This window comes from Flavobacterium panacagri (genome assembly GCF_030378165.1).
GTDB lineage: Bacteria > Bacteroidota > Bacteroidia > Flavobacteriales > Flavobacteriaceae > Flavobacterium > Flavobacterium panacagri.
The window spans coordinates 1,600,990-1,625,663 of the sequence record NZ_CP119766.1 but is presented as its reverse complement, the minus strand read 5'-3'; the positions used below and the strand labels follow the sequence as shown (position 1 = coordinate 1,625,663).

The 24,674-nt window shown below is 34.4% G+C and carries 19 protein-coding genes; 16 read left to right on the top strand and 3 right to left on the bottom strand.

What is annotated here, in order from left to right; all coding sequences use genetic code 11:
- Positions 1-6: 6 nt before the first annotated feature.
- Both P2W65_RS07390 and P2W65_RS07385 read right to left on the bottom strand, forming a co-directional pair.
- Positions 7-1,611, bottom strand: a complete 1,605-nt coding sequence (locus tag P2W65_RS07390; protein WP_289664581.1) for a RagB/SusD family nutrient uptake outer membrane protein — start codon at positions 1,609-1,611, stop codon at positions 7-9.
- A 35-nt stretch (positions 1,612-1,646) separates the two neighbouring features.
- Positions 1,647-4,628: a SusC/RagA family TonB-linked outer membrane protein gene (locus tag P2W65_RS07385; RefSeq protein WP_289664580.1), complete on the bottom strand. Its 2,982-nt coding sequence runs from the start codon at positions 4,626-4,628 to the stop codon at positions 1,647-1,649.
- A gap of 235 nt (positions 4,629-4,863) precedes the next feature.
- Between P2W65_RS07385 and P2W65_RS07380 the strand changes: the two genes are divergently transcribed.
- The 15 genes from P2W65_RS07380 (at position 4,864) to P2W65_RS07310 (ending at position 22,892) form a co-directional block, all read left to right on the top strand.
- Positions 4,864-5,898 carry a LacI family DNA-binding transcriptional regulator gene (locus P2W65_RS07380; protein ID WP_289664578.1) on the top strand — a complete coding sequence of 345 codons (1,035 nt, stop codon included), beginning with the start codon at positions 4,864-4,866 and terminating at the stop codon, positions 5,896-5,898.
- 177 nt (positions 5,899-6,075) lie between these two features.
- Entirely contained in the window at positions 6,076-7,431 is a 1,356-nt protein-coding gene (locus P2W65_RS07375; protein ID WP_289664577.1) for an MFS transporter, read from the top strand.
- Positions 7,432-7,449: 18 nt separating this feature from the next.
- The gene (pgmB, locus tag P2W65_RS07370; protein ID WP_289664576.1) at positions 7,450-8,106 is read left to right on the top strand and encodes a beta-phosphoglucomutase; all 657 of its coding nucleotides are present in this window, start codon (positions 7,450-7,452) and stop codon (positions 8,104-8,106) included.
- A 76-nt stretch (positions 8,107-8,182) separates the two neighbouring features.
- Positions 8,183-10,486, top strand: coding sequence for a glycoside hydrolase family 65 protein (locus P2W65_RS07365; RefSeq protein ID WP_289664575.1), 2,304 nt, complete (start codon positions 8,183-8,185; stop codon positions 10,484-10,486).
- Positions 10,487-10,512: 26 nt separating this feature from the next.
- Positions 10,513-12,627: a glycoside hydrolase family 97 protein gene (locus tag P2W65_RS07360; protein ID WP_289664573.1), complete on the top strand. Its 2,115-nt coding sequence runs from the start codon at positions 10,513-10,515 to the stop codon at positions 12,625-12,627.
- 211 nt (positions 12,628-12,838) lie between these two features.
- Positions 12,839-13,534, top strand: a complete 696-nt coding sequence (locus tag P2W65_RS07355; RefSeq protein ID WP_289664572.1) for a carboxylesterase family protein — start codon at positions 12,839-12,841, stop codon at positions 13,532-13,534.
- Between the two features lie 12 nt (positions 13,535-13,546).
- Positions 13,547-15,409, top strand: a complete 1,863-nt coding sequence (locus P2W65_RS07350; RefSeq protein WP_289664570.1) for a glycoside hydrolase family 13 protein — start codon at positions 13,547-13,549, stop codon at positions 15,407-15,409.
- Between the two features lie 193 nt (positions 15,410-15,602).
- A complete protein-coding gene (locus tag P2W65_RS07345) occupies positions 15,603-17,270 on the top strand; it encodes an alpha-amylase family glycosyl hydrolase (RefSeq protein ID WP_289664569.1) in 1,668 nt (555 codons plus the stop codon).
- Positions 17,271-17,430: 160 nt separating this feature from the next.
- A complete protein-coding gene (locus tag P2W65_RS07340; RefSeq protein WP_289664568.1) occupies positions 17,431-18,108 on the top strand; it encodes a glycerophosphodiester phosphodiesterase in 678 nt (225 codons plus the stop codon).
- Positions 18,109-18,192: 84 nt separating this feature from the next.
- Positions 18,193-19,401 carry a BaiN/RdsA family NAD(P)/FAD-dependent oxidoreductase gene (locus P2W65_RS07335; protein WP_289664567.1) on the top strand — a complete coding sequence of 403 codons (1,209 nt, stop codon included), beginning with the start codon at positions 18,193-18,195 and terminating at the stop codon, positions 19,399-19,401.
- Positions 19,402-19,407: 6 nt separating this feature from the next.
- Positions 19,408-20,055 (top strand): HAD family hydrolase, encoded by a 648-nt coding sequence (locus P2W65_RS07330; protein ID WP_289664565.1) that lies wholly within the window; start codon positions 19,408-19,410, stop codon positions 20,053-20,055.
- 3 nt (positions 20,056-20,058) lie between these two features.
- A complete protein-coding gene (locus P2W65_RS07325; protein ID WP_289664564.1) occupies positions 20,059-20,631 on the top strand; it encodes a Crp/Fnr family transcriptional regulator in 573 nt (190 codons plus the stop codon).
- 61 nt (positions 20,632-20,692) lie between these two features.
- Positions 20,693-21,364, top strand: a complete 672-nt coding sequence (locus P2W65_RS07320; protein ID WP_289664563.1) for an MBL fold metallo-hydrolase — start codon at positions 20,693-20,695, stop codon at positions 21,362-21,364.
- A gap of 79 nt (positions 21,365-21,443) precedes the next feature.
- Positions 21,444-22,163 (top strand): BamP family beta-assembly machinery protein, encoded by a 720-nt coding sequence (locus tag P2W65_RS07315; protein WP_289664561.1) that lies wholly within the window; start codon positions 21,444-21,446, stop codon positions 22,161-22,163.
- Positions 22,164-22,178: 15 nt separating this feature from the next.
- Positions 22,179-22,892, top strand: a complete 714-nt coding sequence (locus P2W65_RS07310; RefSeq protein WP_289664560.1) for a BamP family beta-assembly machinery protein — start codon at positions 22,179-22,181, stop codon at positions 22,890-22,892.
- 42 nt (positions 22,893-22,934) lie between these two features.
- Here the strand turns inward: P2W65_RS07310 and P2W65_RS07305 are convergent, their stop codons facing one another.
- Entirely contained in the window at positions 22,935-23,411 is a 477-nt protein-coding gene (locus P2W65_RS07305; RefSeq protein ID WP_289664559.1) for a TspO/MBR family protein, read from the bottom strand.
- Positions 23,412-23,562: 151 nt separating this feature from the next.
- Between P2W65_RS07305 and P2W65_RS07300 the strand changes: the two genes are divergently transcribed.
- On the top strand, positions 23,563-24,645 hold the full coding sequence (locus P2W65_RS07300; RefSeq protein WP_289664558.1) for a diphosphomevalonate decarboxylase: 1,083 nt from the start codon (positions 23,563-23,565) through the stop codon (positions 24,643-24,645).
- Positions 24,646-24,674: the final 29 nt, after the last annotated feature.

The following is a 24,674-nucleotide window of genomic DNA, read 5'->3' as shown; positions in this document are numbered from 1 at the left end:
TAGATGTTAGTATCCTGGATTTTGTTTCAAAGTTGGATTTGCCTGAATTGTTTTAGAAGGAATTGGCATTAAATCTCTATACGATTCTGTAGCAGTACCATTCATCACGCCACCTTTCCATTGCCATATTTTAGATCCTCCAGTAAATTTACCAAAACGAATCAAATCAGTTCTTCTGTGACATTCCCAGAATAATTCTCTCCCTCTTTCATCCAAAAGAAAATCAAGTGTCAATTGTGCAGTAGAGATATTCTGTGCACCCGCTCTTGTTCTAATTTGGTTTATATAACCTAATGCTGTAGCTATATTTCCTGTTGAAGCTCCTCTTAGGGTTGCCTCAGCATACATTAAATAAGCATCAGAAACTCTAAACATTGGAAAATCTGTATCTGGAATATCAGTTCTCTGAGCTGCGGAACCGTCTGCTTTTTTATTAATATACTTTGTTACAGCATAACCATTGGTGAATGTTGATATATTAGTAATATCTAAAGTTTGCCCATCTGTATAAAATGTACCTCTTTTATCTCCAGTAGCAGTTGCATCAGGAAAAAGTCCCACAAACTCTTTACGAGTTCTGGTTCCCTGCCATCCACCGTCCATACCTCTTGAAGCAGCATCCATACTTCCTCCAATCGATGCGTGAAGAATAAAACTCATTCCTCCACCAGTTGCTCTAATAGCAATACCGTCACTAATAATTGGAAAAATAAATTCATTTTGAGCTCCGTTTTTATCATTATCCGCAGAGAACAAATAAGCATAAGGAACATTTGCAAATGTATATCCAGAATTAATGATTTCTGTACATAAAGTAGCCACCTCATTATTTCTTTCCGTTCCAGTGTATACTTTAGAATTTAGATAAATCTGCGCCAATAAAAATTTAGCAGCTACTTTATCAACTCTACCATATTCATTTGCTCTTGCGTTAGCAAGGCTGTTATCTAAATCTTTCAATTCAGATTCTACAAAAGCAAAAACTTCTGCTCTTGATTTTTGTACCGGGTAAAAGAATCCAACTGGATCAGCTTCTGTAGTAATTGGCACATTCCCGAACAAGTCCATCAAATTCACATAAGAGAAAGCTCTTAGAAAACGTGCTTCTGCTCTAAAAGTTGCTATCTCCGCTTTTAGGCTAGCATCAACTCCTCTTGCTTCTAATTTATCATCTGTAGTTTGTCTTAAAAACTCATTTGCTAAACTAATATGGTAAGATGCTCTAGAATAAGTTCCGTATAAAAACTCATTAACAGGAGACCAAGTCTGTGTGTTTAAAGTTGGCAAAGCACCATCTGCCCAAGCAATAACTGCTTCGTCTGTAGGCAATTCTTGAGTTACAAAAAGCAAACGCAAATAACTGCTAAAATCACCTCCCAAACCAGAAATATCTGGAGAACCATCACCATCATTACCTCCAACATATAAACCTGCGTATAATTTTGCTAAAACTTGTTTGTATGAAGCTGGATCCTGAAAAAAAGTTTCTGATAAAAATTCATCATCATCCTTTGGCGTCACGTTTAAATCGTCAGTACACGAAGTAAGCGTCATACTTATTCCTAAAACAAATAGGAAGAAATAAGATATATATTTAAATGATATTTTCATTTTGTATGTTTTAAAATTTGTTTTTCAATGTACTATTAGAAACTTGCATTTACTCCAAACAAGAATGTTCTTGCTCTTGGGTAAACATTACCATCAATTCCGTTGAATTTCTCCGGATCTAACCCATCATATTTTGTAAGTACAAAAACGTTTTGAACACCAGCAGAGAATCTTAATGAAACATCTTTTAATAAAGATTTATCTAAAGTATATCCAAGAGTTACGTTATCTAATTTGATAAAAGAAGCATCTTTTATGTAATAGTTAGATAAATAACGCTGTGTGCCATTGTCTTCAAATTTGAAACCAGTGTTTAGATAATCTGCACTAAGATTAGATAAATCATTATCTCTTCTTAAAGCTGCATCTGAATATCCCATGTTAGAATTTACGTTATCAAAAATGTAATTTCCTAAACTTGCTCTCCAGTTCATTGTAAAATCAAACTTTTTGTAATTTAAAGTTGAGAACAATCCAAATGTATAATCTGCTGTTGGTTTTTTGTATCTGTAACGATCGTTTGCATCTATTTTACCATCTCCGTTTCTGTCTACATAAGCACCAGCGATTGGTTTTTTGTTAGCATCGTATAACTGCTCATATACAAAGAATGAATTTGGAGCAAATCCTACTGTATTAATCAATACTTTGTTTCCATTTCCTCCTTTAATATTATCTCCTACTTCATAACCTTGGAAACCTTCTACAGTTTGTCCTAAACTTTCAATCTTTTGATCTAAGTAAGTAGCATTAACCGCAACATTCCAATTAAAATTATCTTTTTTGATAATATCAGACTGAAGACTGAACTCAAGTCCTTTTGTTCTTAAGTTACCAATATTATTGAATCCTTGATTTCTTAAGTTAGCGCCATCTGGAACTAATACATCTGCCAATAAATCTGTTGATTTTTTATCAAAATAATTAATCGAACCTGTAATTCTATCATGTAAGAATCCAAAATCAACCCCAATATTCATCTCAGCCAATTCTTCCCATTTAATGTTTTGGTTGTATCCTTCTGGTCTCGCCGTTCTGTAAACAACACCATTAAACACATACTGAGTATTAATTGTTCCAAGCGTTACTCTTCTTAAATAGTCATACTGAGCAGAAATATCCTGCTGTCCTGTAGTACCATAACCAACTCTTAATTTTAAAGTTGAAAGTGTTTCGTTATCTTTTAAGAAAGATTCTTCAGCAACATTCCATGCAAAAGCACCTCCCATAAAGTTACCCCATCTGTTTTCTTCAGAAAAACGAGAAGTTCCATCTCTTCTATAGTTTAAAGTCAATAAATATTTACTGTCCCATCCTAAGTTCAAACGACCAAAATAAGATTGTAAATTGATATCTGGATCAGTGATAACATCTTCATTTCTTGTTTCAACAGGCTGTGTAAGCGCTCCAGATTGGTATTTTTCTTTTTGGAATAACTGATAGTTGTAACCAGCAGTAGCATCCAATTTAAGTTTTCCTAAATTTTTTGTATAAACGAAGTACGTATTTAAGTTTTTGTTTTGTAAATCGTCTGTATAAGTATCATAGTTTCCTAAATTCACATAACCTGCTGAAGTAAAAGGAACTGGCTGAAATCCTAAAATACTTTCTGTACTTTGTCTGTTGTATCCGCTGCTGTCAAATCTATCGATACCAGCTTCAGCTACAACTCTTAAATCTTCAAAGAAGTGGAATTTATAGTCTACGCTAATGTTCCCCCATTTTCTAGTAGATTTAGATCTTTTATCTTCTTGATTTAATCTTGCAACTGGATTTTTAGCAGGCAATAATGCTATGTTTCCATTTGGCTCTAACCATTCAAAGTATCCTCCATAACGAGAACCTGCTTGATAAGGAGATTGCGTTGGGTCGAAACTAATTGCAGATCCAATAACAGCATCTTCATCTTGGAATTGATTTTTACTGAAAGATAAGTTTCCGCTAATATCAATTTTTAAGTGATTATCAAATAAAACTGGGTTTAACGATATCGATGTCGTTGTTCTTTCAAAAGAAGTGTTTCTTAAGATTCCAGGATTATCAACATTTCCAACAGATAAACGTACAGGCAATTTGTTAAATAAAGCACCGCTTACCGAGATATTATTGTTTGTAGTTAATGCAGTATTGAAAATTTCTTTCTGCCAGTTAGTGCTTGCTGTACCCATTGTTGCTTTTTGAGCATCATTCCCTAAAGTATTTACTAAATTACGGAATTGATCTGCACTTAATACATCAACTGTATTAGCAACTGTGTTAATACCTACTTGAGAGCTGAAATTAACTTTTACACCACCTTTTGTTCCTTTTTTAGTTGTAATTACAATTACACCATTAGCAGCACGTGAACCATAAATAGCCGCCGCAGAAGCATCTTTCAATACTGTAAAAGATTCAATATCATTTGGATCAATAGTAGATAGAATACTAGTTGCTCCACTTGGAACAGCATTACTTAATGGAAGTCCGTCCAAAATAATCAATGGATCGTTAGAAGCACTTAAAGAAGATCCTCCACGAATTCTAATATCTGCTTTAGCTCCCGGAGCTCCTCCTCCAACAACATTAACACCAGCAATACGTCCTCCAATTAAACTTTCTGGAGTTACGTTAATCCCTTTATTAAATTCTTTTGCAGAGATTTGAGATACAGATCCTGTAGCGTCTTTTTTCTTAACAGTACCATAACCTACTTGTACAACAACTTCTTGTAATTGATTTGTATCTTCGCTTAAAGAAACCGCTAAGTTTTTTTGGCCATTATACACAATGGTCTCTGTTTTGTATCCGATAAATGAAACTAAAATTTTGTCTCCATTTTTCAGATTAGGCAATTGGAATTTACCATCAAAATCAGTAGAGGTACCTCCTACAGCACCTTGAACATTTACATTTACTCCCGGAATTGGCTGACCCGTGGCACGATCAGTTACTGTTCCACTTAAAGTGCTTTGAGCTAACACAGTAAACGGAAGCAGAAGGAATAAAAATAACAACTTTTTGTAAATTGTTTTCATACTTTTTGTTTAAATTAGTTTGAGTTTGTGAACGTTAGTTAAGTTTTTAATTTTACTTCGAATTTCAAAATTATGAATTTATTAACATGCTCAACCACAGACAATTTTTATTGCGTTACGAAAACGTGGTAGTGTTGAAAACTTTCTATTTTTTGTAATCTTTTCGTATGAAAATTGTCAATTATAAAAATTTCAGATACCTTTATTATCAATTAGATTTTTTTCAATTAATAACATGAAACGTAAAATAACCCTAAAACAGATTGCAAAGGAACTTGACGTATCGATTTCAACTGTCTCAAAATCACTTAGAAACAGTCTTGAAATTGGGGAAGAAACCCGACTAAAAGTTCAGGCTTTTGCGAAGTTTTACAACTATAAGCCAAACAATATTGCTCTCAGTTTAAAAAACCGAAAAACCAAGAGTATTGGTATTATTATTCCCGAAATTGTGCACTACTTTTTCTCTACTGTAATCAACGGAATTGAACAGGTTGCAAACGAATATGGCTACAGTGTTGTCATCTGTGTATCGGACGATTCTTTTGACAAAGAAGTCTTAAATATGGAGATGTTAGCCAACGGAAGTATCGATGGTTTTATCATGTCACTTTCTAAAGAAACCCAGTTCAAAGGCGACTTTCATCATATCACAGAAGTTATCAATCAAGGAATGCCGGTGGTCATGTTTGACCGCGTTACTAATGACATTTTATGCGACAAAGTAATTATTGATGATAAAGCTGCAGCTTATGAAGCCGTTCAGAGTTTAATTGATAATGGAAGAAAAAAGATTGCATTAGTTACAACTGTTGATTATGTAAGCGTTGGAAAACTAAGAACTGACGGCTACGAAAAAGCACTATTAGATAATGGATTACCTTTCAATGAAGATTTAATCATAAAAATTGAAGATGTAGATACCTGCGAAATTACCATAAGCCAGCTTCTACATGATCGTGCTTTTGATGCTGTTTTTGCTGTAAATGAACTTTTTGCTGTCACAATTATCAAAACAGCCAATAAAATGGGCTTAAAAGTTCCAGAAGATTTGGCAGTAATTGCTTTTACTGATGGAATAATTTCGAAATATTCAACTCCAACCATTACAACTGTTAGCCAAAGCGGTGAAAAAATGGGAAATAAAGCAGCTAAAATGCTTATCGAAAGAATTGAAGCCGAGGAAGATGATGATGATGAAGAACACAATGAAAACTATATCACAGAAGTTATAGAAACTCATCTTATTAAACGAGAATCTACTGACTAATTTTCTTAAAATCAACACATTCTAAAGCCGTAAAAAATATTTATGGCTTTTTTATTAGCATTAATAAAAAAATAATTTATAATTTTACGCCCGTCAAGGCTTTTACTTTTACTTCGAAAAAAACAGTAAGTTTTGATAAGCAAAGCGCTTATCGTATAATTTTTTCAAATTACGATAATGGAAAAGCGTAAATTAAGTTTCTGGGAAATCTGGAATATGAGTTTCGGTTTCTTGGGAATCCAAATGGGGTTTGCACTACAAAATGCAAATGCCAGCAGAATTCTTCAAATTTTTGGTGCCGATGTGCATGAACTCTCGTGGTTTTGGATTATTGCTCCTCTTATGGGATTAATAGTGCAGCCAATCATTGGTCATTACAGCGATAAAACCTGGGGGAAATTCGGCAGACGAAAACCTTTCTTTTTAGTAGGAGCCGTTTTAGCTTCGGTGGGATTAATCTTAATGCCGCAGGCTAATATTTTCATTTCTGTTTTACCTGCTCTTTGGGTTGGTGCTGGAATGTTAATGATTATGGACGCTTCTTTCAACATCGCAATGGAGCCTTTCAGAGCACTTGTTGGAGACAATTTAAGAACAGACCAGCGTACTGCAGGATTTAGTATTCAAACTTCTTTAATTGGTTTTGGAGCTGTAATTGGTTCAGCGTTACCGTACATTTTAACGAAGTATTTTGGTGTGCCAAATAGTACAGTTCCTGGAAGCGTTCCTTTAAATTTGACTATGTCATTTATCATTGGTGCAGCAGTTTTAATTGGTTCTATCTTAGTAACTTTATTCACTACCAAGGAATACTCGCCAGAAGAATTGGCAAAATTTGAAGATCCGCAAAATGTTGCAGTTTCAGATTCTGAGGAAAAATCAAAAATCACAGACATTTTTACAGATTTTGCAAAAATGCCAACAACCATGCGCCAGCTGAGTTGGGTACAGTTTTTTTCTTGGTTTGGATTATTCGGAATGTGGGTTTTTACAACGCCTGCAATCGCACATCACATTTACGGATTACCCCTAGAAGACACTTCAAGCCAGCAATATCAAGACGCTGGCGACTGGGTCGGAATTCTATTTGGGGTTTACAACTTAGTTTCTGCTATTGTCGCTTTGTTTTTCTTACCATACATCGCAAAAAAAATTGGACGAAAATCAACTCATGCCGTTTCATTAATCATTGGAGGAATAGGTTTAATCTCTATTTATTTTATGCCAAATGAAGACTGGGTTGTATTGCCAATGATTTTAATTGGAGTTGCCTGGGCAAGTATTCTGGCAATGCCATATGCAATTCTTGCGGGATCTATTGCTCCAAAAAAGATGGGAGTTTACATGGGAATCTTCAATTTTTTTGTTGTTATTCCACAAATTGTAAACGCATTAATTGGCGGTCCAATTGTAAAATACCTGTATAATGGTGATGCAATTTATGCCTTAATTACCAGCGGAATAAGCTTTTTAATTGCCGCTCTTTTGGTCTACAAAGTAAAAGATGTAGACGACACTATTCAAAAATCATAAAGAAGAATTTCAATTATAATGAACAAAAAAGCTTTCATATTCGATCTTGACGGCGTGATCGTTGATACCGCTAAATACCACTTTTTGGCCTGGCAGAAAATTGCCCAATCATTAAACATAAATTTTACGCTTGAAGATAACGAACTTTTAAAAGGTGTGAGCCGTGTTCGTTCTTTGGATATTATACTTGGATTAGGAAATGTTGAGGCTTCACAGGAAGACAAAGACAAATGGCTGATTCAAAAAAATGAAGATTATCTTTCTTATTTAGTTGACATGGATGAAAGTGAGGTTCTTCCAGGAGTTTTAAAAATTCTAAAACTATTAAAAGAAAAAAATCAAGGAATTGCATTAGGCTCTGCCAGCAAAAATGCAAGACCAATTCTAGAAAAAACAGGTGTTCTGTCTTACTTCGATGTGATTGTTGATGGAAATGATGTCAGCAATGCGAAACCAGATCCTGAAGTTTTCTTAAAAGCGGCTCAATTGTTAAATATTGATCCAAAAGACTCAATTGTATTTGAAGATTCTGTTGCCGGAATTCAGGCAGCAAACATTGCAGACATGGTAAGTGTGGGAATTGGTGAGGAAACAATTTTACATGAAGCTGATTATATCTTTAAAGATTTCACCTTTATAGATGAAAACTTTATTGAATCATTAATCAAAAAATAAAATCAATCAATCATAATCAATCAACCACCAAGAACACAAAAGCAATATTGCATTTTGGTTCTTAAAACTTAAACAAATGAATCAAGATTATATAAAACCAGACAATTGGTCCATCATTGAAGAAGGATTTGATGCAGAGAGAGTAAAATCGTCTGAAAGTCTTTTCAGCATTGGGAACGGTGCTATGGGACAACGTGCCAATTTTGAAGAAACTTATTCGGCTGAGACTTTCCAAGGAAGCTATATTGCCGGAATTTATTATCCAGACAAAACAAAAGTGGGCTGGTGGAAAAACGGTTATCCGAAATATTTTGCCAAAGTATTAAATGCTCCAAACTGGATTGGAATTGACATTGAAATCAACGAAGAAAATCTTGATTTAAACACGTGTACCGAAGTTAGAAACTTCCGCAGAGAATTGAATATGAAAGAAGGTTGGTACAACCGTTCTTTTGAAGCAATTCTGAAAAATGGAACTGAAATCGCTGTGAATGTTCGTCGTTTTCTTTCCTTAGATTTAGACGAAACAGGAATCATTAAATACGATATTACGCCTTTAAACAAGGATGCAAAAATCGTTTACAAACCTTATGTTGACGCTGGTGTAACCAATGAAGATGCGAACTGGGAAGAAAAATTTTGGGAACCTCTTGAAGTTAAAAAAGGAACAAACGAAGCTTTTGTAACCGCTCAAACTTTCAAAACGCATTTTAAAGTTACGACTTTCATGCACAACACGATTTTGGCCAATGGCGAGGATGCTCATATTTCTCCATCTACAATCGATTCAACAATAGATAAAGTTCAGTACACTTACGGAACTATTATTGCAAAAGGACAAACCTCATCCATTCAAAAAATTGGTGGATATACCGTTTCTTTAAACCACGAAAACACTTTGGCTGGAGCCGAAAAAGTCATTAAATCTGCTGTTGCTTTAGGTTATGATGCTTTGCTTCAAAATCAAATAGAAACTTGGGCAAAAATCTGGGAAATGTCAGATATTACAATTGAAGGTGATGTAAAAGCGCAACAGGGAATTCGTTTCAACATCTTCCAATTAAACCAAACATATTCAGGAAAAGACAGCCGATTAAATATTGGACCAAAAGGTTTCACCGGAGAAAAATACGGCGGATCAACTTATTGGGATACTGAGGCGTATTGTATTCCATTTTACATGGCGACAAAAGATCAGCAGGTTGCAAGAAACTTATTGACCTATCGTTACAATCAATTAGACAAAGCAATTGAAAATGCTAAGGATAATTTAGGTTTCAAAAACGGTGCAGCATTGTATCCAATGGTAACCATGAATGGTGAAGAATGCCATAACGAATGGGAAATCACACACGAAGAAATCCACAGAAATGGAGCGATTGCTTTTGCGATTTACAACTATTACCGTTACACAGGCGATTACTCTTATATTCCGGAAAAAGGTTTAGAAGTTTTAATCGGAATTGCGCGTTTCTGGCACCAAAGAGCTTCTTTCTCAAAAGATAAAAACCAATATGTGATTTTGGGAGTTACGGGTCCAAACGAATACGAAAATAACATCAACAATAATTTCTACACCAATTATATCGCAAAATGGTGTATTGATTTTGCTGCTGAACAAATTGAAAAAGTGGCTTCAGAATATCCTGCAGATCACAAACGTGTTCTTGAAAAAGTGAATCTTTCTTCAGAAGAAATCAAAGAATGGAAAAAAGTAGCAGATAACATGTACTTCCCTATTTCTGAAGAACTTGGAATCTACTTACAACAAGACGGATTCTTGGATAAGGATTTAGTTCCTGTAAAAGATTTAGACAAATCACAGCGTCCAATTAACCAAAAATGGTCTTGGGATCGTGTGTTGCGTTCGCCATACATCAAACAGGCTGACGTTTTACAAGGTTTCTATTTCTTCGAAGATCATTTTTCGAAAGAAGAATTAAAACGCAACTTCGAATTCTATGAATCATTTACGGTTCACGAAAGTTCACTTTCGCCTTGCGTTCACTCAATTCAGGCTGCAGCTTTAGATAAAATGGACATGGCATATACATTTTATTTAAGAACTTCACGTTTGGATTTGGATGATTATAACAAAGAAGTAGAAGAAGGTTGTCATATCACGTCAATGGCCGGTACATGGATGAGTATCGTGGAAGGCTTTGGAGGAATGCGTGTTAAAAATGACCAACTTCATTTCTCGCCAAAAATTCCAAAAGAATGGAAAGGTTATTCGTTCAAAATCAATTTCAGAAACCAAATTTTAAAAGTTTCTGTAAATCATAATGAAACCACTTTTACTGTAGATAGCGATCAAGATTTAAATATCGTAGTAAATGGAGAAACCATAACAGCTGGGAAACTCGCTCAAATTAATTAAATTACAATACTCTAAAAATCAAAAACATGAAAAACTTATTTTTCGCAAGTTTAATTTTGTTTGCGTTCAGCACCGTTGCAAAAGCGCAGCAGTTAAAATCACCCGAAGGAAAGTTCGTAATGGAATTTTCTCTTCAAAACGATGGAACTCCAACGTACAATTTAAAATACAAAAACAAAGAAGTTGTAAAAACCAGTAAATTGGGTCTTGAACTTAAAGATGATAAAAAATCTTTATTGAACGACTTTACAATTGCTGATACTAAAACTTCCACTTTTGATGAAACTTGGAAACCAGTTTGGGGAGAAGTAGATCACATCAGAAATCATTATAATGAATTGGCTGTAACTTTAAACCAAAAAAGTACAGACAGACAAATCGTTATCCGTTTTCGTTTATTCGATGACGGCTTAGGATTCAGATATGAATTTCCAGCGCAAAAGAACCTTACTTACTTTGTAATTAAAGAAGAAAGATCTCAATTTGCAATGACTGGAGATCATACTGCATTCTGGATTCCGGGAGATTATGATACTCAGGAATACGATTATACAAAATCAAAATTATCTGAAATTAGAGGTTTATCTGAAAAAGCATATACTGCAAACGTTTCTCAAAAATCTTTTTCTCCAACAGGAGTTCAGACTTCTTTGATGTTAAAAACAAATGATGGAATCTACATCAACTTACACGAAGCTGCTTTGATTGACTACTCTTGTATGCACTTAAATTTAGATGATAAAAACTTAATTTTTGAATCTTGGTTAACGCCAGATGCAAAAGGAGATAAAGGCCACATGCAGGCTCCTAATCACTCTCCTTGGAGAACGATTATCGTAAGCGACGATGCTAGAGAAATCTTAGCTTCAAAAATGACTTACAACTTAAACGATCCATCGAAAATTGAGGAAACTTCTTGGATTAAACCAGTAAAATATGTTGGTGTTTGGTGGGAAATGATTACGGGAAAAAGCTCTTGGTCATACACAAATGATTATCCAACGGTTCAATTAGGTGTTACCGATTTCGCAAAAGCAAAACCGAACGGAACGCACGGAGCGAATAATGCTAACGTAAAAAAATACATTGACTTTGCTGCCGCAAATGGTTTCGATGCTGTTTTGGTTGAAGGATGGAACGAAGGTTGGGAAGATTGGTTTGGACATTCAAAAGATTATGTTTTTGATTTCTTGACTCCTTACCCTGATTTCGATGTAAAAGGCCTTCATGAATATGCTAAATCGAAAGGTGTAAAAATCATCATGCACCACGAAACTTCAGGTTCAGTTCGTAACTACGAGCGCCACATGGATGCCGCTTACAAATTCATGAACGATAACGGATATGATGCTGTAAAAAGCGGTTATGTTGGAGATATTTTGCCAAGAGGCGAAAACCATTACAGCCAATGGATTGTAAACCACTATCAATACGCTATCGAAAAAGCAGCTGATTATAAAATTATGGTAAACGCTCACGAAGCGGTTCGTCCAACAGGAATTGCTAGAACCTATCCTAACTTAATTGGAAATGAAGCAGCAAGAGGAACTGAATACCAAGCTTTTGGAGGTTCTAAACCAAATCACGTTACGGTATTACCATTTACACGTTTAATTGGTGGCCCAATGGATTACACTCCGGGAATCTTCGAAATGGATATCAGCAAAATGAATCCTGAGAACAAATCACATGTGAACAGTACATTGGCGAACCAATTAGCATTATACGTTACGATGTACAGCCCATTGCAAATGGCAGCTGATACTCCGGAAAATTACAACCGTTTTCCAGATGCATTCCAATTCATTAAAGATGTGGCTGTAGATTGGTCTGAAAGTAAATATATTGAAGCTGAACCAGGAGATTTTATCACAGTTGCCCGTAAAGCAAAAGGAACAAACAACTGGTTCGTTGGAAACGTAAACGGAGAAACTCCTCGTACATCTAACATCGATTTCAGTTTCCTTGAAAAAGGCAAAAAATACACAGCAACAATTTATGCTGATGCAAAAGATGCGCATTACAAAACAAATCCGCAAGCTTACACAATTAAGAAAATTGCTGTAACCAATAAATCAAAATTATCTCAGTTTTCTGCTCCAGGCGGAGGATATGCAATAAGCATTATCGAAACTAAATAGTTTTTCAAAGACAAGTAATTTCCCCCTAGATTACTTGTCTTTTTTTTAAATTGCAAAAAGCTTATCCGAACAGGTTTTAAAAACCTGTTCGGTATTATATCAGGTCAGTCCTGCAAGGTTTCCAAAACCTTGTAGGTTTTCTAAAGTTTTACTCAATTTATACCTACAAGGTTTTGGAAACCTTGCAGGAAATCAGAACCCAAAAAAGAGAATGAATTACAGACTAACATTTTGGACAATTTTACTAATATTTTTTGGCATAAACATTTATTCTCAACAGAAAGTAGTCGCTAAATATGATTACCTATTATATCTGCCAAAAGAGTATTCAAAAGAAACTAAGAAATATCCGCTTGTAATTTATCTTCATGGAGGAGGACAAAAAGGCAATGATTTAAATAAACTCAAAACATACGGCTTGCCTTATCTGGTTGAAAAAGGACAAAATTTCGATTTTATAATTGTTTCGCCTCAATGTCCAGACAATAAATATTGGTCAACAGAAAATTGGTTCGAAACCTTATATGCCGATTTAGAAGCAAAATATAGAATCGATAAAAGCAGAATTTACATAACAGGAATTAGCATGGGCGGTTATGGAGCATATATAACAGCTTTAGATTTCCCTGATAAATTCGCAGCAGTTGTAGCCCTTTGCGGCGGTATTAACGACAGTGATTTAACAAGAGTCTGCAATCTCAGTAAAATTCCTGTTTGGGCTTTTCACGGCACAGCCGATGATAAGATTCCATTTAGTGAAACAGAGAGGATTGCAAAAGGTCTTGAATCTTGTAGAATCAAAAACAACTTCAAGTTTACCCGTTTAGAAAATGAAGGTCATGAAATTCAGTATTTATACGAAACAAAACCTGAAATCTATAAATGGATGCTGGAACAAAAGAAATAAAAAATACAAACTATGAAAAACCAAAAAACATCACTTATCTATAAATTAATCCTATTGGTTTTGTTGTTTTCCGCTTCCGCGAAAGCGCAGATCCAAAAAGTAGAACCACCATTTTGGTATGCTGGAATGAAAAATTCGGAATTGCAGATTATGTTCTACGGGAAAAACATTTCACAATATGAAGCTTCCGTTTCTAATAATGTGGCGATTAAAAACGTCGAGAAAACAGAAAACCCAAATTACCTTTTTGTAACAATCGACACAAAAGATGTAAAAGCTTCTGAATTGGTTTTCTCTTTCAAAAACAAAAATAAAGTTGCCTTTAAACAAAAATATCTTCTGAAAGAAAGAAGAGCAAATTCGGCAGAAAGAAAAAGTTACGATGCATCTGATTTGATTTACCTAATTATGCCAGATCGTTTTGCTAACGGAAATCCGAAAAACGATAGTGATGCTTCTTTAACTGAAAAAGGAAACCGTCAAGATCCAAGCGGACGCCACGGAGGAGATATCGAAGGAATTATCAAAAACTTAGATTATATTTCATCTCTTGGCGCAACTACAATTTGGAGCACGCCTTTATGCGAAGACAACGACAAACAGCATTCGTATCATACTTACGGACAATCTGATGTTTACAAAATTGATCCTCGTTACGGAACGAATGACGATTACGCTCGTCTTTCTGCAGAAATGCACAAAAAGAACATGAAACTGGTTATGGATTATGTAACAAATCATTGGGGAATTACCCATTGGATGATGAAAGATATTCCAACCAAAACATGGTTCAATCAATTTGAGACTTTTACACAAACACACCACAGACGTGAAGTAATTACAGATATTCACGCTTCAAAAATAGATCAGGAAGTTTGCGTTGATGGATGGTTTGTGCCTTCAATGCCGGATTTGAATTTAAGAAATCCTCTTGTTGCAAAATATTTAACGCAAAATGCCATTTGGTGGATCGAATTTGCCAATCTTGACGGATTCAGAGTAGATACTTACAACTATTCCGACAAAACTGCCATGGCAAATTGGGCAAAAGCCATTACAGATGAATATCCAAATTTCAATATTGTAGGCGAAATCTGGATGCACAATCAAGCGAATTTAGCTTTTTGGCAAAAAGACAGTAAAATTGGCGCTATCGAAAATTACAATTCAAATCTTCCAAGTGTAATGGATTTTACGCTTCAAAGTCAGATTACTTCTGCTTTCAACGAAAATGAGCCAAGCTGGGATAACGGATTGATTAAATTCTACAACAATTTTGCTATGGATTTTTTATATCCAAATACCAATAACATTTTGGTTTTTTCCGAAAATCATGATACTGATCGTATGAACGAAAAGTTCAAATATGATTTACCAAAATACAAACTGGCGATGACTTTATTAGCGACAGTTCGTGGAATTCCACAGATTTATTACGGTTCAGAAATTGGAATGGGCGGTGATAAAGGAAAAGGTGGTGATGCCGATATTCGTCAGGATTTTCCAGGCGGATGGGCTGGCGATAAAAACAATGCTTTTACAAAAGAAGGAAGAACTGCAGAACAAGCAGCTTACTTTGATTTCAGTTCAAAATTATTCAACTGGAGAAAATCAAACGAAGCCGTTCATTTCGGAAAAATGACGCATTACATTCCAGAAAATAACACTTATGTATATTTCAGATATACAGATGCTAAAACGGTAATGGTAGTTTTCAATAACAATGCAAAAGAACAGGTTGTAAAAACAGCTCGTTTCAAAGAAAGCATCAAAAACTATAAATCAGGAAAAGATGTTATCACTGGAAAAACATTCGATTTAGCTTCTGAAATTACGTTGGAACCAAAATCAGCTTTGGTTTTGGAACTAGAATAACAATATTTTTTTCTCTCGCAGATCTTGCAGATTAAGCAGATAATTAAAAAAAAATCTGCCGAATCTGTAAGATCTGCGAGAAACTATTTTTTCCGCCACGAATTCACGAATTTTTATTCTCAAAGATTATCAAAAATAATTCGTGAATTCGTGGCGGAACCTTTATTATAAATCTTCGTTAAATTTGAAATAAATGAAAAAATACACTTTCCTTTTTTTATCTTTAGTATTCATAATTACGGGTTGTTCTGGCTCAAAATCAGTTACAATGAATAACGAAAATACTTCGAAAACACCTTTCGTTTGGGAAGGAGCAAATGTTTATTTTTTACTTACAGATCGTTTTTACAACGGAGATACTTCTAACGATGTCAATTTTAACCGAACCAAAACTCCCGGAAAATTACGCGGATTTGAAGGCGGCGATATCATCGGAATCACTAAAAAAATCGAATCAGGATATTTTGAAAAACTAGGAATCAATGCGATTTGGCTTACGCCGATTGTCGAACAAATTCACGATGGCGTCGATGAAGGAACCGGATTGAGCTACGGTTTTCACGGTTATTGGGCAAAAGACTGGACGGCTTTAGATCCGAATTTCGGAACCAAAGAAGATTTAGCTAATCTGGTAAAAAAAGCACATGAAAAAGGCATCAGAATCATTCTCGATGGTGTAATTAATCATACCGGCCCAGTAACGCCAGAAGATCCTGTTTGGCCTTCTGACTGGGTTAGAACTGGCGTAGTCTGCGATTACAAATCGTTTGAAAACACCACAATGTGTACTTTGGTAGAAAATCTTCCAGATGTAAGAACAGAAAGTGTTCAAGAAGTGGAATTACCTCCTTTCTTAATCGAAAAATGGAAAAAAGAAGGCCGTTATGAAAAAGAAATTGCTTCGCTTGATGAATTCTTCAAAAGAACGAATTATCCAAGAACGCCAAAATATTACATCATAAAATGGCTTACAGATTATATTACAGAGTTCGGAATTGACGGTTATCGCGCTGACACTGTAAAACATACCGAAGAAGGCGTTTGGGCCGATTTCAAAAAAGAATGCGAATACGCTTTCGAAACATGGAAAAAACACCATCCAATGCAGGTTTTAGACCAAAATCCGTTTTACACGATTGCTGAGGTTTACGGTTACGGAATCAGCGGTGGTCAGGATTATGATTTTGGAGATCGAAAAGTAAATTACTTTCAGAATGGTTTCAACAGCATGATCAATTTTGAATTCAAATGGAATGCTGGTCAAAACGATTACGAAGGTTTATTTTCGAAATATTCGAATGCTTTGAATAATGATTTAAAAGGATATTCGGTTTTAAATTATATGTCTTCTCATGACGATGGACAACCTTTTGATGCCAATCGAACAAAAAGCATTGAAACAGCAAACAAACTCTTACTTTCCCCAGGAATGTCTCAGGTTTATTACGGCGACGAATCAGCACGATCTTTGGTTATTGAAGGAACTCAGGGCGATGCCACTTTACGCTCGAATATGAATTGGGAAGATATTCAAAACAATCCTGAAACACAGAAAACACTTTTACATTGGCAAAAATTAGGACAGTTTAGACGAAATCATCCTGCCGTTGGAGCTGGTGTTCACAAACTGATTAATCCGTATCCTTATACTTTTTCAAGAACATTTACTCAAGGTAATTTTACAGATAAAGTCGTTATGGGAGTAGATTTACCAAAAGGCAGAAAAGAACTTCCTGTCGGCGATATCTTCCCAAATGGAACTAAATTAAAAGATACTTATTCAAATCATGAAGTCGAAGTTATTGATGGAAAAGTGATTATCGACAATGATTTTGATATTGTTTTGTTGGAGAAGATTTAACCGCTAAGAGCGCAAATTTTTTTATCCACGAATTCACGAATTATTTTTTTGACAATCTTTGAGAATAATTCGTGAATTCGTGGCTATTTAATTTTCGCAAATCATTGTGTGCTTTGCGTAAAACTTTGCGACCTTTGCGGTTAAGAAAAAAAACTGCAAAATGCTCAAAATTGCACATCGAGGCGCCAAAGCCTACGAACCTGAAAATACTTTACAAGCTTTCCAAAAAGCCTTAGACCTAAATTCAGACGGAATTGAACTTGATGTTCACTTAAGCTCTGACGGGCATATAATCGTAATTCACGATGAAACCATCGACAAAACCACTAACGGAAAAGGTCTAGTAAGTAGTTTTTCTTTAGCTGAATTAAAATCATTTTTAATTGATGGAAAACATCAAATTCCAACTCTAACAGAAGTTTTTGATTTAGTCAATAGAAAATGTCTGATCAATATCGAATTAAAAGGTTTAGGAACTGCATCTAAAGTTGTTGAATTAATTGAGGAATATATTGCAGCAAAAAACTGGAATTACAATCATTTCATCATTTCAAGTTTTGAATGGAATATGTTGCAAGAAACATCAACTTTAAATTCAAACATACCAATCGGTGTTTTAACAGAAGAAGATTTAGATAAAGCTTTGGCTTTCGCCGAAAAAATAAAAGCAAAAGCCATAAATCCTGATTTTAATTTATTGAATGAAGAAAATGTTCATCAAATTCAGGAAAAAGGTTTTCTTGTTTTACCTTGGACAGTAAACTCTGAACAAGACATTCAAAAAGTAAAAAGTTATCAAGTAAACGGAATTATCTCTGATAATCCAGATAAAATATAAAGTTTAAATAGCCACGAATTCACGAATTTTTATTCTCAAAGATTGTAAAAAAATAATTCGTGAATTCGTGGCTAACAAAAAAATATGATCCAAAATTTCGACATCATCATCGTTGGCGGAGGCGCCGCAGGTTTTTTTACCGCAATAAATATTGCAGAGAAAAATCCGAAACTGAAAATCGCCATTTTAGAAAGAGGAAAAGAAGTCCTTTCTAAAGTTCGTGTTTCCGGAGGCGGACGATGCAACGTAACTCATGCTTGTTTTGAACCTAATGAATTAGTAAAGTTTTATCCGCGAGGCGAAAAAGAACTTCGAGGGCCTTTTCATCAATTTTGTTCGGGCGATACCATTGAATGGTTTGAAAAACACGGTGTCGAATTAAAAATTGAAGAAGACGGCAGAATGTTTCCTGTTTCTAATTCATCGCAAACCATTATAGATTGTTTCTTAAAAGCAACCGAAAAATTAGGCATAAAAGTATTGACCGGTCAAAGTGTACAATCGATTTTCAAAAAAGAAAATCACTGGAAAATTGATACACAAACGGATAATTACGCCACAGAAAAATTAGTAATGGCAACGGGAAGCAATCCTAAAATATGGGAAATGCTTCAAGAACAAGGACACGCTGTTATAAGCCCAGTTCCTTCCCTATTTACTTTCAATATTAAAGATTCGAGAATAAAAGAATTACCAGGCGTTGTGGCACAAGTTACTGTAAATGTAAAAGATACAAAACTCGAATCAACTGGGCCTTTATTAATCACGCATTGGGGAATGAGCGGACCCGCAATTCTGAAACTTTCAGCTTGGGGCGCTCGAATTTTGCACGATAAAAATTATCAATTTGCCATTTTCGTGAATTGGTTAAATGATGTTGATTTTGAAGATGCTGAAAAGATCCTAAAAGACTTAAAACAGGAACACGCTAAAAAAGCCGTTTCTAAGAAATCGCCTTTTGACTTTCCAAACCGTTTATGGGAAAGTCTTGTTCTCGCTTCAGGAATTGAAGCTGAAACAAAATGGGCCGATTTATCTAAAAATCAATTGCAGAATCTAACTTCACAATTAACCAAAGCCGAATTTAAAGTCAACGGAAAAAGCACTTTTAAAGAAGAATTTGTAACCGCTGGCGGAATCGATTTAAAAGAAATCAACTTCAAAACCATGGAAAGCAAAATTCACGAAAACCTTTATTTTGCTGGCGAAATTGTAAACATAGACGCTATAACTGGCGGATTTAATTTTCAGAATGCCTGGACAAGCGGGTTTATTCTGGCTCAAAATATTTAATACAAAATGAAATTTAAAGGAATTATTTTTGATTTAGACGGAACGCTAGTAGATTCATTACACGATATTTCAGATGCGATGAATAAAGTACTTACCGCTCTAAGTTACCCAACACATGATTACGATACTTACCAATATTTTATTGGAAATGGTTTACGAAATTTGGTAAGCAAAGCATTACCAGCCACAAACAATTCTGATGATGAAATCGAAAGTTGTTTTGAATGTATGGTTGATGAATATACTAAAATCTGCACCCTCAAAACAAAACCCTATGATGGAATTGTCGAACTGCTTGAAAACCTGACTTCTCAAAACATAAAAATGGCTGTTTTCTCGAACAAAGCGGATGAATTGACAAAGAAAATAGCAACTGAAATATTTCCAAACCAATTTGACACAGCGATTGGTTTAAGTACTGAAGAACTTAAAAAACCAAATCCTTTTGAAGCGATTGAAATCAGTAAAAAATGGAATTTAAAACCAGAAGAAATCCTTTTCGTTGGCGATTCTGATATTGATATGAAAACGGCTGTAAACGCCAATATGTTTCCTGTTGGGGTAACTTGGGGTTACAGAACAGAAGAAGAATTGAAAAACAGCGGTGCAAAGGTGGTTATTAATTCTGCTTCAGAATTAATCGAAATGTTGTAAATCGTGAATGCTGAATTACAAAAACAAATACTATCAATCACTTCGTTTTCTGAAAATGAAATCGAAATGATTGATTCTTGTTTTGAATATGAAAATTTTACAGCTAAAAATTTTCTCTCTGAAATGGGGAAAATCAGCAATAAAATTTTCTTTATTGTTGACGGATTAGCACGTGTTTATTACTTAAAAGACGGAAAAGAAATTACCACTTATTTAAGTTGTGATGACGGTTTTATTGCTTCGTATTCCAGTTTCATCAACCAATCTGTTTCTTTTGAGAATATTCAATGTATCGAAGATAGCGAAGTGCTTTCCATCACCTTCGAGAAAATGCAGTTTTTGTACAGCGAAATTCCGAGTTGGGAACGCGTTGGAAGAATTTTGGCTGAACAGAATTACCTTTGTATGGCTGATCGTGTTTTAAAACTGCAAATGATTCCCGCCAAAGAAAAATACAAGACATTTCTAGCATCGGCTCCAGCCAAAATAATACAGAGAACACCTTTAATTTATATCGCTTCTTTTCTCGGAATTACGCCAGAATCTTTAAGCAGAATTCGCCAGGACATTTCTTAACATTTATCAAGTGAATTGAAAAACGGAATTCAAATCTTTGTCAAAATAAAATTTGAGAAAGATGAAGCATATTGCCAAAGACGTTTACCAAATCCCTTTACTTCTAAGAAATGCCATTAATTGTTATTTAATTGAAGATGTTTTAATTGATGCTGGAATTCGCAGTTCTTCAAATACCATTTTAAAAGATTTAAAAGACAAAACTATTACCAAACACGCTTTAACGCACGCACATGCCGATCATCAGGGAAGCAGTAAAATTATCTGCGAAACTCTGAACATTCCTCTTTTGTGCAGTGAACCTGAAAAAGAATTCGCTGAAAACGGAAATGTAATTACAGAATATCCAAATCCGAATCATCTAATTTCTAAATTTCAAAAAAACTTTTGGGCAGGAAAAGGACATCTGGTTTCTCAAACTTTAAAAGAAGGCGATCAAATTGGCGGATTTACGGTTATTGAAACTCCAGGACATTCCAGCGGTCATATCTCTTTTTTCAGAGAAAAAGATGGTGTTTTGATTGTTGGCGATGTAATGACTAATATGAATCTTATTACTACAAAAGTAGGTCTTCATGAACCTCCCAATTTATTTACAGCAGATCAGGAAACGAACAGAAAATCCATTCTAAAACTGGCTTCATTAAAACCTAAAATATTATGTTTTGGTCACGGCCCCGTTTTATTTAATCGTGGAGAATTAGACACATTTGTTAAAAAACTCAAACAATAGAATTAACAAGAATTTACAGAATTCACAAGTTTTCATTAAGACAATTCTAATAATTTTACTCTCAACTAATTAATCCTTTATGAGAGTAAAATTACTTACCACAATTTCTATTTTCACTTATCAACTTAGTATTTCTCAATCAGAAAAAGTATTAAATGGGAAAGTTCTTTCGCAGAATTTACCACTTAATAAAGTGGAAGTAATTAATAAAACTGCCAAAACAAGCACAAGAACAAATGAACTAGGCGAGTTTTCGATTCTCGTTCGCCCAAAAGATAGTCTCCTTTTTTTCTCCAGAGACTATTTCTTCAAAAGATTAAAAATTTCTCAGCAAAACATCGATCAGAATAATATTGTAGTGAATATGATTTTGAAACCAGAAGAACTCGATGAAGTGCTAATAACAGATATAAAATTTCCTAAAGTTAGCGCAGCAGACGAAAATTCTACAGTAATACCAAAACCTGCAATATCTAATCCTGGTGTTTATACTGGCGGCATTACAAACGGAGCAGATTTAATGGCTATTTTTAGTTTGTTTATGAAAAAAGATAAAAAAGCAAAAAACAAAAAGCAAGGACTGACTTTTAAACAATTGGTAAATGCCACTGTACCTTTAGATTTTTTCTCAAATGATTTAAAGTTAAACCCTGAAGAAAAAGAACTTTTTATCGATTTCTGCGATGCCGATCCTAATTCTCAATTTATTCTAAAACAAAAAAATTTACTTTATACACTGGACTTTTTACATACTAAAAATCAAGAATTTAAAAAACTGAATTCTGGAACTAAAAACTAAAAAAGTCTTTTTTATATGAAAGTAAAATTACTCACAACCATTTCTTTTTTCACTTATCAACTAAGTATTTCTCAAACCGAAAAATTGCTTCATGGAAAAGTCGTATCTAATAATAAGCCTATTAGTAAAGTTGAAGTTATAAACAAGACAGCCAAAACAAGTACTACGACAAATAGTTTGGGTGAGTTTTCGATTTCGGTAAAAGCAAAAGACAGCTTACTATTTTTTACTAAAGATTATTTTTTCACAAGAATGAAAGTTACTTCTGAAAACATACAAGCCAATAATCTGGTCGTTAAAATGATTCCTAAACCTGAGGAACTAGAGGAAGTAATAATACCAGCTGAAATCAAATTTGATCCGCTGCCTCCAGATCCTGAAACTGTAGCAGAAATCGACAGAGACAAGAGAGCTAAGGACTTAAAACAGTATATTCCGCAATATAATGACGGTAGCATTACAAACGGAATGCAGACTAGTTTTAAATTCAGTCTTGGGAAATCTCGTGAAAAAGACGAACCAGAAAGCGCATTCAAAAAACTTATAAGAAAAACTTGTTCTAAAGATTTCTTTACAAAAAACTTAAAAATAGCAGCTGAACAAAAAGAACTTTTTATTGATTTCTGCGATGCCGACCCAAAGTCTAAAAGCATTACTTCAAATCCAAATATTTTGACTACAATTGAGTTTCTGACTGCTAAAAACGAAGAATTTAAGAAGCTGAAATAGCTTTCTACATCTGACAAACCTGAAACTAATAAAACCTGAAACTTATTTATTCAACCACCAAATACTAGCATTTAAAATAGTTGCAAATCCAACCCAAGCTAAATACGGAATCAATAAATAACCCGAAATTTTATTGATTTTGATGAACTTCAAATAGGTTTCATAAATCATCAGCCATAAAAGAGCAATTTCGATTAAAGCCAACATTGGATTTTTTAGTCCGAAGAATAAATAAGACCAAATCGCATTTAAAATCAATTGTATTATAAAAAACAATAATGCTTTTTTAACTTCTTCGGTCTGCTCTTTAATTTTATCCCAAACTAAAGCGGCTGCAACGGCCATAAAAATATAAAGCACTGTCCAAACTGGCATAAAAATCCAATTCGGCGGATTAAAAACTGGTTTTTCTAAAGTTACATACCAAGTCTCAATACTTGGTCTAGTAACCAAACTGGCAGAATATCCAACTGTTAAACATATTACTAAAGCTATGGCGATTTTTACGAACTTATTCATGGTATTAAATTTTGTAGTCAAAAATAGTTAAAAGAAAAGTTTAAACCATAGAAGTGATGCAAGTTCATTTTAGCAAACCAACTTATAATTTCTTATATAACTTACATGGTGGAAAAATGAAAAAGTTATCTTTGCCAAAATTTTATATTTCATGTTTACAGCAGCCGATTTTATTCCAAATCCATATACTTCAACAATCGAAAACGGAAACTTTGAGTGGAGCGCTCCAAGTAACATTGCCTTAGTAAAATACTGGGGGAAAAAAGACAATCAGATTCCGGCAAATCCTTCTGTTAGTTTTACTTTGAATAATTGTAAAACGATTACAAAATTAGGTTTTGAAAAAAGAACAAACCAAAATGCTTTTTCTTTTGATTTGTTTTTTGAAGGAAAACCAAAAGAAGATTTCAAACCAAAAATTCAGAAGTTTTTAGAAAGAGTTGAAGTTTATCTGCCGTTTTTAAAAGACTATCATTTTACGATTGATACACAAAATACTTTTCCGCATAGTTCAGGAATTGCTTCTTCTGCATCTGGAATGGCAGCGCTGGCAATGAACTTTATGAGTTTAGAAAAAGTATTGAATCCTGAAATGACTGATGAATATTTTTTCCAAAAAGCATCATTTTTAGCTCGTTTAGGCTCTGGAAGCGCCTGCCGAAGCGTAAAAGGAAATATGGTCGTTTGGGGAAATCAAACGAACATTGAAGGAAGCTCAGACTTATTTGGAGTTGAATATCCGTATGCTGTTCATGAAAATTTCAAGAATTATCAAGATACTATTTTATTGGTTGATAAAGGCGAAAAACAAGTTTCAAGCACAGTTGGACACGATTTAATGCACAATCATCCGTATGCAGAAAGACGTTTTGCCCAGGCACACGAAAATCTGGATAAATTGATTGCTATTTTTAAAAGCGGTAACCTGCAAGAATTCATTAAAGTCGTAGAAAGTGAAGCATTGACTCTTCACGCCATGATGATGACCTCAATGCCGTATTTTATTTTAATGAAACCAAACACACTTCAAATCATAAATGCGATTTGGAAATTCAGAAATGAAACCCAGATTCCTGTGTGTTTTACGCTTGATGCTGGTGCCAATGTGCATGTGCTTTATCCCGAAAACGTTACCGAAAAAGTATTACAATTTATTCAGGACGAATTAGTTGTATTTTGTCAGAATAGTCAATACATTTGCGACAAAATTGGAGAGGGTGCAATTGCATTATAATTTTGCGTATCTTTAGTTAAATTTTTTGA

What these genes read in the sequence shown, in the direction of transcription:
- P2W65_RS07390 (WP_289664581.1), bottom strand. Translation starts at nt 1,611, where the DNA reads ATGAAAATATCATTTAAATATATATCTTATTTCTTCCTATTTGTTTTA.
- P2W65_RS07385 (WP_289664580.1), bottom strand. Translation starts at nt 4,628, where the DNA reads ATGAAAACAATTTACAAAAAGTTGTTATTTTTATTCCTTCTGCTTCCG.
- P2W65_RS07380 (WP_289664578.1), top strand. Translation starts at nt 4,864, where the DNA reads ATGAAACGTAAAATAACCCTAAAACAGATTGCAAAGGAACTTGACGTA.
- P2W65_RS07375 (WP_289664577.1), top strand. Translation starts at nt 6,076, where the DNA reads ATGGAAAAGCGTAAATTAAGTTTCTGGGAAATCTGGAATATGAGTTTC.
- pgmB (WP_289664576.1), top strand. Translation starts at nt 7,450, where the DNA reads ATGAACAAAAAAGCTTTCATATTCGATCTTGACGGCGTGATCGTTGAT.
- P2W65_RS07365 (WP_289664575.1), top strand. Translation starts at nt 8,183, where the DNA reads ATGAATCAAGATTATATAAAACCAGACAATTGGTCCATCATTGAAGAA.
- P2W65_RS07360 (WP_289664573.1), top strand. Translation starts at nt 10,513, where the DNA reads ATGAAAAACTTATTTTTCGCAAGTTTAATTTTGTTTGCGTTCAGCACC.
- P2W65_RS07355 (WP_289664572.1), top strand. Translation starts at nt 12,839, where the DNA reads ATGAATTACAGACTAACATTTTGGACAATTTTACTAATATTTTTTGGC.
- P2W65_RS07350 (WP_289664570.1), top strand. Translation starts at nt 13,547, where the DNA reads ATGAAAAACCAAAAAACATCACTTATCTATAAATTAATCCTATTGGTT.
- P2W65_RS07345 (WP_289664569.1), top strand. Translation starts at nt 15,603, where the DNA reads ATGAAAAAATACACTTTCCTTTTTTTATCTTTAGTATTCATAATTACG.
- P2W65_RS07340 (WP_289664568.1), top strand. Translation starts at nt 17,431, where the DNA reads ATGCTCAAAATTGCACATCGAGGCGCCAAAGCCTACGAACCTGAAAAT.
- P2W65_RS07335 (WP_289664567.1), top strand. Translation starts at nt 18,193, where the DNA reads ATGATCCAAAATTTCGACATCATCATCGTTGGCGGAGGCGCCGCAGGT.
- P2W65_RS07330 (WP_289664565.1), top strand. Translation starts at nt 19,408, where the DNA reads ATGAAATTTAAAGGAATTATTTTTGATTTAGACGGAACGCTAGTAGAT.
- P2W65_RS07320 (WP_289664563.1), top strand. Translation starts at nt 20,693, where the DNA reads ATGAAGCATATTGCCAAAGACGTTTACCAAATCCCTTTACTTCTAAGA.
- P2W65_RS07315 (WP_289664561.1), top strand. Translation starts at nt 21,444, where the DNA reads ATGAGAGTAAAATTACTTACCACAATTTCTATTTTCACTTATCAACTT.
- P2W65_RS07310 (WP_289664560.1), top strand. Translation starts at nt 22,179, where the DNA reads ATGAAAGTAAAATTACTCACAACCATTTCTTTTTTCACTTATCAACTA.
- P2W65_RS07305 (WP_289664559.1), bottom strand. Translation starts at nt 23,411, where the DNA reads ATGAATAAGTTCGTAAAAATCGCCATAGCTTTAGTAATATGTTTAACA.
- P2W65_RS07300 (WP_289664558.1), top strand. Translation starts at nt 23,563, where the DNA reads ATGTTTACAGCAGCCGATTTTATTCCAAATCCATATACTTCAACAATC.